The organism is Flavobacterium cutihirudinis, from assembly GCF_003385895.1.
GTDB classification, from domain to species: Bacteria; Bacteroidota; Bacteroidia; order Flavobacteriales; family Flavobacteriaceae; genus Flavobacterium; species Flavobacterium cutihirudinis.
The window spans coordinates 253,118-270,889 of record NZ_QRDQ01000007.1; the positions used below are offsets into that span (position 1 = coordinate 253,118).

Below are 17,772 nucleotides of genomic sequence, written 5' to 3' on the forward strand. Positions count from 1 at the left end.
TTTTTTTGCCCTTGAATTTGTTTTTAATAGATTTTATCTAGTTATTTACAAGACTAAAAATAAATCAAAATTTATGACAAAGCATGCCCCAAGTAAAATTTTTACGTTTCAAAAAATTAATAAAATGTTGTTCTTATTTGTTGTATTAATAACAATGTCATGTAGTAAAGAGGATAGTCCGGAAGAGCCTACATTACCAGTTGTTACAGTTGGTGTAATTACCGGAAGTGTGAATAATGGCAGTACAAATCTTGAAGGAGCAAAAGTAACTCTAAAGCAAACAGGTCAACAAGATAAAAGTATTGTTACTGGCGTAGATGGAACTTTTAAATTCGAAAATATACCAGCAGGTAACGTTACTCTAGTTACTTCTTTAGTACTTTATGCTGAACAAAATACTCAGGCTGTTATAGAGGCAGGGAAAGAGGTTAATTTGTCAATAAGTATGACAGGCGATGCTACAGTATTAACACTTATACCAGATGCTAAATTCGAAGAATTGTTGATTAATGCAGGTTATGATGTTGCTCCTATTAATGGAAGTGTACCAACTTATAAAATCAGTACAGTTAAATATTTAAATTTTAATGATTCTGGCGTAGCAGATTTAACCGGACTTCAGGATTTCGCGGCTTTAGAATACTTCTCTTGCTCTAATATTTATGGTACTTCGGTAATAAAATTAACATCGGTAGATTTTTCAAAAAATAAGGCGCTAAAATCACTGGATATTTCGTTTAACAAAATATCGACTTTGGACGTTTCTAAAAATACAGCGTTAGAAAATTTAAAAATGAGTTCTAATTTAATAAGTAATATAGATGTTTCTAATAATACAGCTTTAAAGCTATTATTTTGTGACAGAAACCCACTGAGTGCTCTGGATGTTACCAAGAATACCGCATTAACAGATCTTTCGTTTGGAGTTGATATAACTACTATTGATATTTCTAAAAATACAGCATTGATCAATGTATATGCTCAGAATGGTAAATTAACAAGTCTTGATGTTTCAAAAAACACTTCTTTAGAGATATTATGGGTTTCTGATAATCAGCTAACTACTTTGGATATTAGTAAAAATACAGCTTTAGTACATTTGATGTGTCAAAATAATAATTTAACAACTTTAGACTTGAACACGAATACTGCTTTAACTGGAATTGTATGTTCATATAATAAATTAACTTCATTAGATGTTAGTAAATGTACTGAGTTAGTAAGATTGGATTGCAGAAATAATACTCTTATGAGTTTGGATGTAAGTAAAAATGTAAAATTAGTTGGTTTGAACCTTTCTTATAATAACCTTACTACTTTAGATCTATCTAAAAACCCTCTTATTGCAACTATAGACGGAGATTATCTTTTTTGTGACAATAATTTATTGAGTACATTAAATTTGAAAAATGGAAATAACTCAAAATTTACTACTGGAAATTTTAAAACAAATACTTCTACTCTAAAAATAGTCGTAGATGATGTTAACTACGCAAATACCAATTGGAAAAATTTAAAAGATGCAAGTGCCGTTTATGTTAACTCTTTATAGTAAACAATAAATGAGTGATTTTATGAGATTGCAGATTCTATTACAGTAAGCAAGATTTGTAATTTTCACGAAATAAAGCGATTAAAAAAAAGCTGCAGAAATAATTTTCTGCAGCTTTTTTTATACAATTTTATCTAAATTTTAAAAATATCAATTCTTTTCATCCATGGAATTTCTGATTCTAAAAACTGAAGTTTCGTCTCAACGACTTTATCGCTTTTATCTTCAGGATTTTTAGTTACAAATCGCGCTGTAAAATGATTGAAATCCAAAGTATATTTTTCGTCAAAATCTTCTTTTTAATGTAATGTTTTATCAATCGTACTGCCAAATTGATATTTATAATGTTACAATCCGGTTTGTAAAATAAACTGATAATTTTCATAACTTCGCCTTTTTTAGATAGAAAATCTTTTCATTTACAGGCTTTTTTGGCCTTGAATAAATTGATGAATTTCTAATAAAAAAACAATCTAAACCAAAAACAGACCTAAAACCGATCATGAACCTACACAGCTTAAAAAAGTACGTTTTACCATTCTTCACTTTGTTATTGTTTATTAATTGTTCAAATGACGAAAAACCAATTCCAGAAAATGCTCTTTTTGAACCACAAACCGAATTAATCAGCTTGACTGGAAACAATAGTCAATTAAAGTTAACCTGGAAACCGGTTGTAATAGAAAAATTTAAAAAGTTTCAAGTATACCGTTTTGATTCCAATACAGATGAATACACAAACCCCGAAGTAGTACGATATTCAGGCAAACTTGTATTTGAAACGGAAGATAGTTTTAGAGATAACTTCACAGATAATGAAGTTCCTTTTAATTCCTTTATTTCTTATGTGGTTGTAACCGAATATTATATCGAAAATACATCTCAGACAGCTTTAAGTATTAACTATCTTTCGTATGAAAATAAAGATTTGTCATTTTCGATTACTTCATTAGAAAAAGGAGAAGACGGAAGTTTAAAACTAAAATGGGATGAAGATTCGAATGCAGGTTTCGAAAAATATACGATTTACGCCTTGAATAAAAGTTATTTAAACAATGACGAAATTTTTCTTCCTGAAAATATAATAAAGGTTAGCACCAATGCAAAAGAAACAACTGTTTCAGACGCTAAACGATATTTAAACGAAAATGTATTTTACGCCGTTACAAAGGTTGTAAACGGAAAAACAATAAAATGCAAGAAGATTGTATCTATCGAAAATCCAAGAAGTTTAAAATTCAGACCCGGGCAAACGCTTAAAAATCCGTATAATGAAAATGAAATAATCATTATTAGTAAAGAGGATGGACAGGTTTTATTTTACAATACCCATTCGTTAAATAAAGATAAAATTGATGTAAAAGGCCAAATTTTCTTTTGCTCAATTGGAAATTATAATGGAGTGGAAGATTTATATGTTCCGAGTATAGATGGAAATGTTTTTGTTATTGATTTAGTTTCTCATAAAATAAAAGAAACGATAAACTTAAAAACAGATTATAACATATTAACTGCAATTCCGATCAACAATTATATCCTTTTTGTAGAAAAACATGAGTTTGCAGATATAGGCGGAATGTTTGTTTATAATCGTACAAATGATCGTGTTTTAAATAGAAATGGTTCATTTGGAGTAGGAGCAAATGCAAAGTTGGTAAATGGTAAAGAAAACTATTTTTTTAGACTAGGAAATGATGGACGAGAATATGGAAGTGAAACTGCTCTAACACAACTGCATGTAAATGGTGATGAAGTAAAAACGGACTTTACTTTTGAAGGCGGTATTTCTGATAGTAGATTATTTGCTTTGTCGCCTGATAAAAGTTATTTCGTAAGTACCAATATGGGCTATTTAACGAATGTTAATTACGATAATTTCACAGAAGTTACGACAGGAAAATATTCTGAAACTTTGAATTTGGAAGATGTAAAAATCTCGGCTGACAACAAAATCTATTTTGCAGTACCTACTATTTCACGAATTAAAGCTTTCGAAAAAAACAACTTTACAACTCCAATTAAGCAATACGAAACTTATGGTTTTCCGTTATTGTTGGAAGTTTTTGACAATGAAATTATCTCTATAAATCAACTGGAAAGAGGTTATTGTATAGAGAACATTGCGAAATAAAAAACAATAGCAGTGCGAAGTAAATAGAATTCGCGCTGCTATTGTTTGTTCTTTAAAAACAGCTTCTTCACAATCTTCTTTTGGGAGAAAAAAAAGCGTATATTGCAGAAAGATTAGAATTATAATAATGGTCACTGCAAATTTTTATTTACTTAACAGCGGTTTGATGTGCTTGATGTACACCTTATTGTATTTGCATGATGATACATTCTTAAAAAGCTCAAAAGAGTTTATTCCTTTTGCCCTGTCAAAACTCTAGACAGGGATCCTCCCATTTATATTGCTCGTTTATTAATCTTCAATTTTCATTCAGGATAAGATATCACTGAATTAGACTGAGCTGCGAAACATTCAGTGAAGAGTTGTATATCATTATCTATGGAAATGAAGCAAATAAGAAAATCATGTCACAAAATATTATTTTAACAACCGGAACATACGATTTAATCAAAGATCATGTACGAAGAAAAAAAGTAACACCTCAGGAAGAAGAGTTGTTATTGGGCGAATTAAAACATGCCACTCAGGTATTAAGGAAAAACCTTCCGGAAGATATTGTATCGATAAACCGAAAAGTGACCTACAAAGACCACATAAAAAATGAAGAAAAAACCATTTTTATAGTTGGTCCTGAAAATGCCAAAGTAAGTAAAAACAAAATTTCAGTTCTTTCTGATGAAGCTATTGCAATGGTAGGATATAAAGTAGGCGATCTTGTCGAATGGCCAGCTAAAAAAGGGAATTTAAAATTAGAAATTTTAAAAGTAGAAATAGAGGCGTAATACTTTTTCGTTTTCTGCTCTAACCTAAAAAACATCCTGAAAAGAGATTTCTTTTTGGGATGTTTTTGTATTTAATTATTTCTAAATGATGGATTAGGCGTTAAAAAAAATCAGTGCCATTATCAAAGCTCCAAAAGATAAAACTCCAATCATATGATTTAGTTCGCTGTTTTCATCCTTTTTCTTATTACTTACTTTTGGTGACCAGAAACCTGAAAATGTTCTAAAATCATCATCGTTTAACAGCGTGCATAAATTGAAATAAAGATAACGTACTGAAGCGCCTAAAAACTCCAGAATGATTCGGCCTGAAAGGATTGCTATAATGTCCATTTTGAAATAATAGTAAGCTTAATTATTAATCATAGGATCCAAATTTTCGTCTTTGTTGCGTAAATCTAAACCACCTTCATAAACCGATTTAAGATTCGTAAGGTAAAAATGCCAGCCGTTAGAACAGCCTAACCTGATGTATTGTTTTGAATAATCATCAGTTGGAATAGTATGATGATGAAGTTCGACAATTGTATAACCATTGGTTTCGCTCAATTTTATATCGACAAGACAATCACCTTCAAAAGTAAATTGCACGAAATCTTTTCCATTCGCAGACGTGATTTTTCCTTTCATTGCGTCTTTATACAAATACCAAAGCCATTCGTAAGTAATATCGTTTATAACGTTTTGATCTTTGCTTATAGGTTCCTGATTGGCACCATAAAAAATAACCTTCTCGAGAAACCATTTTTCTAATTCCGCCGCAATTGTCCAGGCGTTATATATGTCACTGATTTTAGCTTTTATGGCTATTTTTTTGGTGAAGGATGTCCAGTCGAAGTTTTCCATATTTAAATATACTATTTAAAGGGCATTATTCGCATAATAAAGGCTTCAATTTATAGCTGCCATATTGCAGTTGTATGAAAATGTATTTTAGCTAATTCGTTTACGATTTTGCTTTTATCGCTCTTATCAATTTTTGATTGCGTTTGTCGGCTCTTGAATTCTGTAACGAAATAACAGCCCAAATTGCCGCCGGAATCCAACCGATTAAAGTGATTTGCAAGATGAGACAAAGAATCGAAGTGAGTATTTTTCCTCTCAAAAAGAAAGAAGCAAAGGGAAAGAAAATTGCAATTAGTGTCATCATTTTGGTTGGTTTTTACATTTTACTAAAGTAAATCCTATTTTCTGATTTGCCAAATCATATCAGCTTCATCTGGAGTATCTGTACTAAGATCTCCAGTTTAGAATAAAATCGAACAAATTCTCGATAAATATTTTGAGCCAGTTTTTCTTTTTCTTCATAAGGATTGTTAAATCTGTTTTTTACGATTATTTGTAAGTGCGATTACCAATGCAATTCCACAGAAGAGCAAACATATAAGTGCACGTACAATTTCATTTCCACCACCTTCAGATGGGTTTGCAAAGGCATCAGGAATATGAAAGAAAAGGAAAAACAATAAAAGCGTAAAGGCTAAAAGTAGTGCAATAGGTTTTATTAGTAATTTGAAAATAATGGATATTCCAGAAACGACAAGAGCAACACCAAAAAAATACGTCCAAAACATTGGCGCTGGTAACCATTTTGGAACCATTGTCGCAATAAAACTGGCAAAAGCAAAGTGACTTAATCCAAATAATATGATCAGAATGGAATAAAAAATGCGTCCAAACGGAATAAGTTTTTCTAAGATGGAAGTAAAATTCTTTTCGCTTCTGATAATATTGTTTTCTGCAAATGATCCAGCCATTACAAACGCTCCGCCGCTATAGGTTAAGGCTTCGATTGCATTTATCCAAACTTGAAAATCTGGAGTTTTTTCTGCGCTAAGCATGATGATGTACGGCAAATGAGAAGCGATAACAGAAACAAGAAAACCAAAACCTAAATAAAGACATACTTTTTTGGTGTCAATAAATCTAACTGTAAATACGCCTGAAATGATAATTCCTGCAAGTAGTAAAGCTATTCCAACAAGAATAGGGAAGATGCTATTGTTATGCGCCCAAGCAGGAAATGGAGCTAAAATCTCTGAACGAAATTTTTTGATTATAAGTTGGTGAATTCCTAAAGCAACAACGCCGATACCATAAAACAAACGGCCGATTTTAATAAGTTTTTCCATTAGTGGTTTTTTAGAAAAAAGAATCAAATAATAGATTTTGGCAACAATCAAATATATAAATTAATTTGTAAGATATTGATTTGCTGTTTGTTTTGTTTTTAGATTAAAAAATAAACGGCTAGCGTCGGCATCTTGCTCGTGCCCGAATAGTTTTTAAAATTAATTTAGATTGTGTTAGCGATCGGGACATTCGCTCCAGCGATGGAAAAACTTTATTTATCTCCCAAATTTGACGTTCCGAACCCCAAATTTGACGTTCTATGGTGGTCAGTTGAGGTTCCGAACTCCAAATTTGAAGTCTCGAGGGTCAAATTTGACGTTAGCGACGTCAAATTTGAGGTAGCATGACCCCAATTTTGACGTTCCGTACCTCAAAAATGACATGCAAAGGCTCAATTTTGACGCTACATGACGTCTAATTTGGATGTTTATACGACTCCGATGGCTGCTGGAGCCTCATTTGGTAGTGTTTTTTGGCCTTGAACATACAGTGCAGAATATTACATACGATAGCGTGGATCTGCAATCCGTGCCGGCAAAGATTAGTTTATTCTCTATGTAAACATAAAGTAAAAGCTACATGATTTTGTAGCTTTTGTTTTTGATGATTTGTATTGTGTTTTACGGTTGCGGGCACGGATTACAAATCCGCGCTATCGGATTATTGTTTGTCTTTTTTTGTTGCTAAATAAATGATATAACCGAAACTTAAAACATAAGTCATAAAGCTTATTAATGAAATTACTGTATTGTTCATTCCTGAGGTAACAATATTTGTTCCGATTCCTATAAAAAAGAGGAGAATAGCAAGTAGAATTTTTGTTGAATTTCGCATGAATTGTAATTAAATTTGATGGAGTATAGAGTAATTTTTTCTCGTAAAGGTTCGTATATGCCCCGCTGCGCCTGCTGCGCAAATGTCTCTGACTTTGCGCCACTTTGCTCCGTTAACGCAGATTTGTAATCTGTGCCCGCAAAGATTGGTTTGTTCTCTTTGTAAATATAAAAAAAGCTACATGATTTAGTAGCTTTTGTTTTTGATGATTTGTATTGTGTGTTACCGTTGCGGGCACGGATTGCAAATCTGCGCTAACAAACCACAAAGATATATCTGCGTGATCTGGTTACACTTCTGATTTCTTTTTTAAAATGAGCAAAACTATAGGCAATAAGAGAAGTGAAAATTGAATGTATAAATGACTAACAGCGTTAAACTTTTGATCTTCCATATGCTTTTTGTTGTCTACAAAAAGTGCGTCATTAAGTTTGTTTCTCCATACTTTGATAGATTTTGCTTTTCGGGTATAGACGTAATTGAAATTATCGTTGTTAAGGGCAAGTCTTCCTTTATAGAATGTATAAATATTATTGCCCTGCCAAATTATTTCTTTTTTGATGTTCGAATGCAATAAATTACCTCTAATTACGGTGTATTTTGATTTTGTGTCAGAGGGTTTTCTGCCTGAAGTTTCTTCAATAAATGCAGTATCGACTACAAAAAAATCACTTTTTAAATATTTTTCGGGATTAGACAATGCGATATAATTTTCAAAAGGTTTTTTCAAACCTAGCAAAGGACCCCCATTATTATAACCACCAACTAATCCTGAAATAACAATAAACAGAGAAACAAACAAATGAAATAATAATAGATACTTGAAATTTCTATATTTTGTAAAAAACGGATGATTTTTTATATTCATTTTCTTAAGGTTTGCCTTTTATTATCGAGAGCTATTATTTCATATAGATCTTCTAAAAACAATATCATGATGGCGCGGATTTGCAACCACGATAGCGCAGATTTGCAATCTGTGCCCGCAAAGATTGGTTTGTTCTCTTTGTAAATATAAAAAAAGCTACATGATTTTGTAGCTTTTTGTTTTTGATGATTTGTATTGTGACTTACTGTTGCGGGCACAGATTGCAAATCTGCGCTATCGGTTTTTTCACATGCTAACCGCCATACGAAAGGATTCGTGCGGGAACGTGGAGTTGAAATATTTTTATCTCTTAGGAGGTGGAGGTATGTGTTTTTTTTGACGTTCGCTTTCTCTTAACGGTACTTGCCTTGGTTTTGGAGGAACAGATTTTGGCTGTGGCTTAGGATTTGGTTGTTGAGATTTATCATTTCTCATTGTTGACATGGTTTTTTTGGTTTTGGTTTTCTGTAAATAATTTTCTTTATAATAGTTGTATCTATTTTGCCGTTGTTATTAATAAAAATAGGATTGTTTTCTATGCTAATTGGAGGGATATTGTTAGAGCTTTTATTAATAGTATTTACATCTTTGCGGTTAGTTGAAGATTCAAAATTTTTATTTTTAGATAAAAAATTTAATGAAAAGAAAATACTTATAGATAATAATCCGAAACACATCATTAAAGTTGAGATTTTGTTTACAAATTCTAACTCTCTTATTTTAATGAGATAAATATCAAATATTTCATCATTATCTTCTCCTTTTTCCGAAAGGACTTCTTCTAGTTTTAAAATTAAATTGCTAGTACTGCTTGTTACTAAACGATTATAATACACCTGTAGTAAAATTGTAAGAAATAATAATCCCCAACCAATAATTAATATAAAATTGAAAAATGTTCCTTGAGATGAAACAATGTTATCACTAAAAGTCATGCTAATAGTTAAAGCACCTCCAGAAAGACCCATAATTATTTTTTGGTATTCTTTCTGAGTATCTAATTTATGTTCAATTAATTTCTCATAATAATTTCTTAATTCTTTTAATCTTGCTTCCGTCATTGTTTTTAGATATTTAATATTATAAAGGAGGATCTGTGTCTGTAAAGATTGGTTTTTTTCTTTGTTTTGATGATTTGTATTCTTTGTTGCTATTGTGGACACTGATTACAAATCCGCGCTATCGGGTTCTGGGAAAATAGCTACATTTCTAAATCTTTCGTTTTTGATAAAATATTTTCTATTTCCGTTTTAAAAATATTTTTCATTTCACCATTTTGAATTGCAATCATCGCATCTTTATTCCAGGAATTATACTTAGGAAAATCATTCCAGACCCAATTTTTATTTTTATCCTTAAATCTACCTTTCAGTATTTCTAGTATTTCATCTTTTCTATTGTCTGGATTTATATATGTCACTCCAATAATTGAATTTCTTAATCCACGGGCTTCAAATTCTAAAGCTATTTTGAAAAAGTTCCAGTTTGGATTTATAATTCGAAATCCAGCCCAAGATGTATTAACTCTGTCGTATTCGTCAGAATCATTAATTAAATTAAGCTCTTCGCACAAGTCATTTAACTGCGGTAAAAAAACTTTATTAATTAAATGATTTTTTACATCATTTAATCTTTCTCCAATTGTGAAAGTCGCTTCAATATTATCATTTTGACTTAAAAGTTCAATAATTTCATTATTCATTTTAGAAAGGGAAGTATTATTGGTTAAAAATTTTAGGTGATTGATGTATTGTATTAAGGTTTCTCTTATAACTGGACTTTTAGCGGAAATTTCTACACATCTTTCTAACCAGTTTATTATAGTGTAACTGTACGAAATTGTTGAGTAATTAGAGTCTTGAGCACTATCTTCAGAGGCTTCATCTCCGTACAATGTTAAGTAAAAGAGTTTATAATCTGTGAATTTATTTTTTGCATATGTTTCGTATCTCTTTAATTGTTCTAGCCGATCCTTTGCATAAATTTTATTTTCGATGATAATACATTGATAACTATTTTTAATGAGAATGTCGATTCTACCTAATTCTCCAATAGAAAATTCGGGAATTACTTTTATGTCTTCGAGAGAAAATTGATAATCTTCGGATAATAAATTTTCTTTTTTTAAAGTTTTTAGAAAAGCTATAAAAAATTTGTTGCCAAAATTATGAGATGAATTATTACTTAAAAGCTCTGTTAAAATTGATGAATGCGTTACTTCATAATGATTGACTCCACAAATTTTAAACATGTTAAATCTTTCTTCTGATGATAAGTCGGAAATCTTTTTTTGATATTTATTCAGGATTTTTATTTTATCTAATAGCTGTAGCATTTTCTTGTATTTATGACATAGGTTTTGTAAAGATGTGTTCACGAGCGGGACACTCGCGCTAGCGGTTTTTTTAGTTTTTAAGAACGTAAAAAAAAAATTGCGCAAAGTCAGTGACATTTGCGTAGCGCTTCATGAGGGACACTTCGTAGAGCGGAAGGCGGGGCAACTTTACAAACTGGCTTTTGCTTGTTCTAAAATTGATAACAGTTTAGGTAAATCTTCTTTATCTAAGAACACATAAGATTTCCCATCATATCTTTCTAGTTTCATGTAAAAATCCCAACTATTCTTTTTTGAAAAACAGCCGGCTTCAAAACCACTTCTACTTCTAAACGAAACTTCTGTATAGCTTGTGGCGGTCGTTGGAAGAATTTTTTCTTGAACTAATTTTAAAGATTTGATTAAACCATCTATTTCGTCAGAATCTAGTAAGGCAAGTTTTGTGTCGCTTGAATACGAACTTACGTAACTATATTCAAATCTAACCGCACTTGTTTTTTGATTGCTAACCAAATCGGTAAATTTTGCAATTTGAATTTTACACTTTTTCAAATCACCAACATCGATAAATTCTTTTTGAATTAGAGTTCCTGATTTATCTGAAAATTTTTCTGCGTTACTTTTTTCTTTCTCTTTTAAATCAGTTTGTGCAAAAGAGATTGCAATAGACGATAAACACAAAAGGATTGTGCATAGGTTTTTTGTGAATTTCATATGTTTGTTTTTATTGGTTACGTTTTTGTTGCTTGCGACTAACGTCTTGGCATTACAGCGAGGACTTCGCACAGCGATCATCGAATTTTATAAGCGAACACTTCGTAGAGTTGGGACATTTGGGTAGGGTTTCAGAAAGAACACTTAGGAGAGCGGGTTTCCAAATCAATACTTTTTCCATTCAAAACTTTTAAAACCACTATCTAAAGTCCATTTTTTCCAAACTGCTTGAAGAATTTCATTATCTCGTAGACCTTTAGGATATTTATATGATTGCAATTGATTGTTTTTATCTCTTTCGTGCGTTTCTAATATATGAAGGTTGATTTGCTTATTCTTATTGCTTTTCTCAGTTGGAAGACCTAATGAGCTTTCCATTTCAAGTGCTTTTGATATATCGATATTATTACTTTTAGAAAACTGTCTTACTTTTTCAATTTCGGAATTGCTGAAATAAAACTGACTATTTCCTTTTTTATTAAGATATTCTAAATAACCGTCTGTAAATACATAGATATGATTGTCGTATTTTATGAAAGTTGTGTCGATGCCATTCACAAAAGATGTATCATTTTTAATAATGGCTTCATTTTCGATTTTTTCAATTAGAATGCTTATCAAATCCAAGCCTTTATTTCTGGTAGTTGCATAGGCAATTTTTACTTTACTTTCAAAATCTTCTATTTGTTTAGCAAGTCCATTATTTTTGTACTTCCCTGTAGAGTTAATAAAACTCTGTTTTTCAGCCAAGTTTTTATATTTTTCTAAATCAATTGCAGTTATAGTTTTTTGTGAAAAAGGTGAAAAAGAAATAGATGATTTATCTCCAATTTTTTCACCAGGCTTAACGCATTCATTTTTAAAAAAAATAATTATTTTATGAATTTCATCTATGTCTTTCGAAGGTTTATTGTCTAAACGACTTGACATATCGGAAATTATCACGATATTTTGATATGTAAGATTCTTGTTTTGAGATTCGGGAGTGCACGAAACTAATGCAATTGATATAGAGCAAAAGATTAAAATTTTTTTCATTCCAGTTTTTTAAATTTATTAAGTTGTTGTTTGTTCTATTTCTTTAACTCTGGTTGTTACTTCATCTGTTGCATAATATTTTGGGAGATGTTCTACAAATCCTGATTTATAAGCAGAAATAACACTATCTAGAATTACGTCAGTAAAAATTTTGCCACTGAGTATTTTTGCGCTAAAGTCATCAAATATTACTTTAATTTGTTTTTGTAATTCACTATACTTACTGTTTATGTGATTTTCACAATTATTAATTTCTGTTTCCAAGTTTAAAATTTTAAAATTGTTGTCATTTATCTCATCTTCCTTTTCTTTAAGCTTGTTTAATAAATATTCTTTTTCCACATTTAAATCTAACATTTCCTCGTCTAAAGATTGAATGTTTTTATTTTTTTCAGCATCCACTATTTCTCTCTGTGATTTTTTATATGCATCAATTATAAAATCAATTAAAAAATGTGTAAGAATTAAAGGGAACATACCAAAAGTAAATATTAGATAAAACTCGCCATGTTTTACCACTTCCCAAATTTGCATTGTAGATTTCTGCCCTACTAATAAGCATTTTATTTCGTCAGTATTGATTGCAACCATTGTGGAAACTAAGATGTCAAATACCAGTAGACCTACCCAAAACATAATATTATTTAAAAGTTTATTTTCACTGCCAAGGATTTTTAAATTAGATAGTAAAACTGGAATAAGAAAGAAAAGAGTCGCAATGAAGCCAAATAATGCTCCTTGCTGTTTAAAAATTTTAATTATTGCATTTGCATCCACAAGTTGAGGAATTCCCGGATTTATGCCAACTTCTAATGAAGTGCGTATTATATTGCCTTCAAAAAAAACTTTATAAATTGCTGAAGCAAAGAAAATAGATAGGTAAAAGACGAAAGTTGCCAATGCAAATATTATTAATATTGTTCCGATTGTCCAAAACTTTTTTATAACGAAAGATTGTTCAAGCGCTCTTCTTTCAATTTTATTTTTTTCAATTTCTTTATTTATTTGCAATAATCCTTTTTCGCCTGTATTTTGGTTGCCTGATTCGAGAATAGATTTCTCTGCTTTTAATTCTGATATTTTATCTTTAATTTGTCGCTTTTCTAATTCGCTGTTTCTCTTTTCGATTGTTATTTTGTCCTGTTTTTCTATTTCTAGATTTGCTTTTGCACTTTCAAACGCGTTTGTTATATTAGAAGTTAAAATGTTTTTTTTACTACTTAATCCTTCGTCAGTTGCATATGTTTTAATTTCTTCTCTTATATTATTATATTCTGTCCTAAAAATATCAATATTGCCTTGATTTTCTTTTGAATCTTCATAGCCTTTCTTTTTGTATTCATCAGTATTAATTTGCGCAGCAGAATAAACAAGATTGTTTAATTGTTGCGAAAAAGTATCGATAATATTCAAAGGTTGTGGAAGTTGGATTTGTTGAGGTGGTGTATGGGAAGTATTGTTTACACCAATATTATGATCAATATTATATCGTAGACGCTCAAATTCAGTCAAAAACTGAGAATAAATTTTTGTATCATCCGACACTTGAATATTTTCAACATTATTATTACTTGCATTTATCGAATAATTGTATGAGCCATTAATTGAGATTTTATTATCGATTAAACAAAATTTGTGATGCATTATACCTCTTACATCACCTGTTTCAAAGGCATGCACCTTGATTCCGGCTCCCTTTAACATTAATTTTACGGTCTCATTTTGAGAATTTGAAGACAGTATAATGTCTATAGTTAAATTTCTGTTTTTTGCTTCGATGATTGCCATTGCAATATCTCTATCTGTAAACCAGGCCATCGCTAAGTAAATAACTTGACATGCATTATTTATTTCAGAAATGATTCTTTGTTTGATTTCTGTACCATTTGTAATAAGATCATTCATACTATTTTTGTTGTATTTGTTTTTGGGAAAAGATTATTTTATTTGCTCATTTGATAGTAAAAACTTTTTCAAACATAACTACTAATGAATTAAGCTCTATACGGAAAACCGTAAAGTGATAATAACTCTTTTAATTTAGTCATCATGTCAACAAGTTTTTATTTGAGTAAAAATGTAATTTAGACACAAAACAAACATCGTATAAAATCTATACCTATTATCAAGTAAAAACCCCTGTTTTTAAAAATAAAACCCATGAAAATCATCATCAAAAATCCCAAAAAATAACCACTAGAATTTTCCACAAAAATTTTGTAATTTTGCAGTCCAATAAAAGGAATTAGAAAATGTTAGATAGACTTCAATATGTAAAGCAGCGTTTTGATGAGATTTCGGATTTGATTATTCAGCCGGATGTTATTGCTGATCAAAAACGTTATGTGCAACTCAACCAAGAATATAAAAGCATAAAAGCTTTGGTTGAAAAGAGAGAAGAATACATTCTTGTTTTAGCAAATATTGACGAAGCAAACGAAATTATTGCTGACGGAAGCGATGCTGATATGGTCGAAATGGCCAAAATGCAGCTTGACGAAGCAAAAGAACGCTTGCCTCAACTAGAGGAGGAAATCAAATTTATGTTGATTCCGAAAGATCCTGAAGATGCTAAAAATGTTATGGTGGAGATCCGCGCCGGAACGGGTGGGGACGAAGCGAGTATTTTTGCAGGGGATTTATTCAGAATGTATACGAAATACTGTGAGTCACAAGGATGGAGAACATCTGTTGTGGATATGAACGAAGGTACTTCAGGAGGTTTCAAAGAGGTTATTTTTGAGGTTTCGGGAGAGGATGTTTACGGAACTTTGAAGTTTGAAGCGGGTGTTCACCGTGTACAACGTGTTCCGCAGACTGAAACGCAAGGTCGTGTGCATACATCGGCGGCGACTGTTATGGTTTTACCGGAAGCAGAAGAGTTTGATGTTCAAATCGATATGAACGAGGTTCGTGTAGATTTCTTCTGTTCATCAGGACCTGGAGGACAATCGGTAAATACTACGAAATCGGCTGTACGTTTAACGCACATTCCAACTGGATTGGTGGCGCAATGTCAGGATCAGAAATCGCAGCATAAAAATAAAGACAAAGCCTTAATCGTATTACGTTCTCGTTTGTACGAAATGGAATTGGCGAAAAAACAAGAAGAAGATGCTACAAAACGTAGTTCTCAGGTAAGTTCTGGTGACCGTTCGGCTAAGATTCGTACGTACAACTACGCGCAAGGTCGTGTAACCGATCACCGTGTTGGTTTGACACTTTACGATTTAGGAAACATCATGAATGGTGATATTCAGAAAATTGTTGCCGAGCTTCAATTGGTGAACAATATGGAGAAATTGAAAGAAGCTTCTGAGGTGTACTAATCGTACACAGGTTCAAAGTGACAGAGAGACAAAGGTTCAAAGTTTTTTTTCTTTGAGCTTTAAAATATTAAAAGCCGAACTTATGTTCGGCTTTTTTTTGGTCTTATGCTGAGACATAATCAAACTCTAAATATAGCCCGTGGTTTCAACCACGAGAACGTAATGTGATAACGATTCGTTGGGATGCGATAAATTTGCAATCCGTTTCCCGTGGTTGAAACCACGGGCTATGTTTTAAAGCTTTGTCTTTATTATAATGAAGAAAACTTTGCAACTTTGCACCTCTCAGAGAAAAAGTTATTTTTTCAAGAAATTATTGTAAAGTTTTAGAACAGTAAAAATTAGTTTAAAAAGTTTTTCCATATTTAAATTAAGGACAATACTACAGCATATGTTTAAGGAGTAAGATTAATAATACTGTTTTTAAAGCTTTAGTATCTCAGTATCTTAGCAACTTAGAATCATAAAAAAAACTTAACGAATCAATGGTTTGTTAAGTTTTTTTTATGATTTTTTTTGTTCGATATTTGCCTGCCTTTAAAAACAAAATAGATAAACCAACCTAACCAATTTATGAAGAGAATTTTACTTTTACTTTGCTTCTTTGGAAGCTTTTTTTATGCGCGATCGCAATCGTATTTCGGATTTAGAGATGATAATTACGCCGGAATTCAGGGCGTTTTATTTAATCCGTCTGTGATTGTAGATTCTAAGTATAAATCGGATGTGACTATTTTTTCTGCCAGCGGAACTGGACAAAATGATTTGTACGGAATTAATTTTGGAGAAGCTTTTGGAGGAAATTATGACTTCGAGAACGACGCCAGCAAAAATATAAAAAACAATAATCAGGGAAATTTTAATATCGATATTTTAGGTCCTTCTTTTACGCTTAATATTACGCCTGTACATAGTATTGCGCTTTTTTCACGCGTTAGAAGCGTTACCAATATTGTTGATGTAAACGGACAGCTTATCGACGAAGTAAGCAAAGATATTGATGCCTCGAAGAGTTTTCTTATTCAAGGTGGTAGCCCTAATGCGGTAACGAATTCCTGGGCAGAAATTGGAGCGAGTTATGCTACCGTTTTGCTTGATCGTGATGATCATTTTGTTAAAGGAGGAATTACGCTAAAGTATCTTATGGCTGGTGTAAACGGTTATATTAACGGAAGAGATTTGAGTGTTGCTTTCAATAAAAACGAAACGAATCCGGAACTTAGTGAGTATTATTCGACAGGTAGTTTAAAAACCGCTGCAAGTTACGATTACGAAAATGGCAAAGATCCTGAATTTGATGCTGCATCAGCGGGCGTTGGAGTTGATTTAGGATTTACGTATGAATATCGTACGAACTGCCATACTTGTATTGGAAATCGTTATAAATATAAAGCTGCCGTTTCGGTAACGGATATCGGAAAACTGAATTATAGAAATCTTACTGAAAACACCTACGACTTAACAGGAAGAGTTTCGCAGGATGATATTGATAGTGCAGATAATATCTTCGAATTTTTTGATGCCAATTATACCAAAATAGCATCAAGAAAAGGAGTGAAAGCCAATTTGCCAACTGCGCTTCACACTTCGTTTGACTGGAATATTAACCAAAAATTTTATCTGAATTTAAGTGGAGATTTTGGTTTGGTAGATGCAAAAAAGATCAACGGAACTACAATTGCTAATTCGGTTACGTTTACACCTCGTTATGAAACCAGACAATTCAGTTTCTATGTTCCGGTTACCTGGATGGAATACAGCGGAATACAAATCGGAACTGGTTTTAGAGCCGGACCTTTATTCGTTGGTTCAGGCTCTATTATCTCGAATTTGTTTTCGAATAATTCAAAAGGAGCCAATATTTATGTTGGTTTGAAATTGCCTATTTATCAGAATTATAATTAATTAAGGTACAAAGAAACAAAGGTTCAGAGGTTCAAAGGAAAAACCTTTGCGCCTTTGAACCTCTGAACCTTTGTACCAAAAAAGCTGAATATACTTTTAGTATATTCAGCTTTTTTTATAGTCTGTATTAACCATTTAACCGTTTAATTTA

General features: G+C 31.6%; 17 protein-coding genes. 5 read left to right on the plus strand and 12 right to left on the minus strand.

All coding sequences use genetic code 11. The features are described 5' to 3' along the window. Positions 1-73 precede the first annotated feature (73 nt). The 3 genes from BD847_RS01065 to BD847_RS01075 all read left to right on the plus strand — a co-directional run bounded on the left by BD847_RS01065 (position 74) and on the right by BD847_RS01075 (position 4,465). A complete protein-coding gene (locus BD847_RS01065) occupies positions 74-1,552 on the plus strand; it encodes a carboxypeptidase regulatory-like domain-containing protein (protein ID WP_115886420.1) in 1,479 nt (492 codons plus the stop codon). Positions 1,553-2,054: 502 nt separating this feature from the next. After that, a complete protein-coding gene (locus BD847_RS01070) occupies positions 2,055-3,683 on the plus strand; it encodes a hypothetical protein (RefSeq protein ID WP_147298485.1) in 1,629 nt (542 codons plus the stop codon). Between the two features lie 404 nt (positions 3,684-4,087). Continuing rightward, positions 4,088-4,465 carry a GreA/GreB family elongation factor gene (locus tag BD847_RS01075; protein ID WP_115886422.1) on the plus strand — a complete coding sequence of 126 codons (378 nt, stop codon included), beginning with the start codon at positions 4,088-4,090 and terminating at the stop codon, positions 4,463-4,465. Between the two features lie 93 nt (positions 4,466-4,558). On the opposite strand, the gene BD847_RS01080 is transcribed toward BD847_RS01075, so the two are convergent. The 12 genes from BD847_RS01080 to BD847_RS01130 form a co-directional block, all read right to left on the minus strand. Beyond that, entirely contained in the window at positions 4,559-4,798 is a 240-nt protein-coding gene (locus tag BD847_RS01080; RefSeq protein WP_115886423.1) for a hypothetical protein, read from the minus strand. A gap of 18 nt (positions 4,799-4,816) precedes the next feature. Further along, positions 4,817-5,311: an SRPBCC family protein gene (locus BD847_RS01085; protein WP_115886424.1), complete on the minus strand. Its 495-nt coding sequence runs from the start codon at positions 5,309-5,311 to the stop codon at positions 4,817-4,819. Between the two features lie 100 nt (positions 5,312-5,411). Beyond that, the gene (locus BD847_RS01090) at positions 5,412-5,615 is read right to left on the minus strand and encodes a YqaE/Pmp3 family membrane protein (protein ID WP_208641779.1); all 204 of its coding nucleotides are present in this window, start codon (positions 5,613-5,615) and stop codon (positions 5,412-5,414) included. 166 nt (positions 5,616-5,781) lie between these two features. Continuing rightward, positions 5,782-6,597 carry a DoxX family membrane protein gene (locus BD847_RS01095; RefSeq protein ID WP_115886425.1) on the minus strand — a complete coding sequence of 272 codons (816 nt, stop codon included), beginning with the start codon at positions 6,595-6,597 and terminating at the stop codon, positions 5,782-5,784. 661 nt (positions 6,598-7,258) lie between these two features. Beyond that, entirely contained in the window at positions 7,259-7,432 is a 174-nt protein-coding gene (locus tag BD847_RS20760; RefSeq protein WP_167443806.1) for a hypothetical protein, read from the minus strand. 289 nt (positions 7,433-7,721) lie between these two features. Further along, positions 7,722-8,300: a hypothetical protein gene (locus BD847_RS01100; protein ID WP_115886426.1), complete on the minus strand. Its 579-nt coding sequence runs from the start codon at positions 8,298-8,300 to the stop codon at positions 7,722-7,724. 303 nt (positions 8,301-8,603) lie between these two features. After that, the gene (locus BD847_RS20765) at positions 8,604-8,744 is read right to left on the minus strand and encodes a hypothetical protein (protein ID WP_167443807.1); all 141 of its coding nucleotides are present in this window, start codon (positions 8,742-8,744) and stop codon (positions 8,604-8,606) included. After that, complete coding sequence (locus tag BD847_RS01110) at positions 8,732-9,361, minus strand: hypothetical protein (protein WP_147298486.1); 630 nt, start codon at positions 9,359-9,361, stop codon at positions 8,732-8,734. Before BD847_RS01110 ends, BD847_RS20765 begins: the two co-directional genes overlap by 13 nt. Positions 9,362-9,501: 140 nt before the next feature. After that, positions 9,502-10,635, minus strand: coding sequence for a PDDEXK-like family protein (locus BD847_RS01115; RefSeq protein ID WP_167443808.1), 1,134 nt, complete (start codon positions 10,633-10,635; stop codon positions 9,502-9,504). A gap of 168 nt (positions 10,636-10,803) precedes the next feature. Further along, complete coding sequence (locus BD847_RS01120) at positions 10,804-11,349, minus strand: hypothetical protein (protein ID WP_147298487.1); 546 nt, start codon at positions 11,347-11,349, stop codon at positions 10,804-10,806. A 165-nt stretch (positions 11,350-11,514) separates the two neighbouring features. Continuing rightward, the gene (locus BD847_RS01125) at positions 11,515-12,387 is read right to left on the minus strand and encodes a hypothetical protein (RefSeq protein WP_115886431.1); all 873 of its coding nucleotides are present in this window, start codon (positions 12,385-12,387) and stop codon (positions 11,515-11,517) included. A gap of 18 nt (positions 12,388-12,405) precedes the next feature. Then, positions 12,406-14,292, minus strand: coding sequence for a phospholipase D-like domain-containing protein (locus BD847_RS01130; protein WP_115886432.1), 1,887 nt, complete (start codon positions 14,290-14,292; stop codon positions 12,406-12,408). 347 nt (positions 14,293-14,639) lie between these two features. Here BD847_RS01130 and prfA point away from each other — a divergent pair, with 347 nt between their 5' ends. Together prfA and BD847_RS01140 are read left to right on the plus strand one after the other, a co-directional pair. After that, the gene (gene prfA / locus BD847_RS01135) at positions 14,640-15,716 is read left to right on the plus strand and encodes a peptide chain release factor 1 (protein ID WP_115886433.1); all 1,077 of its coding nucleotides are present in this window, start codon (positions 14,640-14,642) and stop codon (positions 15,714-15,716) included. A gap of 573 nt (positions 15,717-16,289) precedes the next feature. Next, positions 16,290-17,621, plus strand: coding sequence for a DUF5723 family protein (locus tag BD847_RS01140; RefSeq protein WP_115886434.1), 1,332 nt, complete (start codon positions 16,290-16,292; stop codon positions 17,619-17,621). Positions 17,622-17,772: the final 151 nt, after the last annotated feature.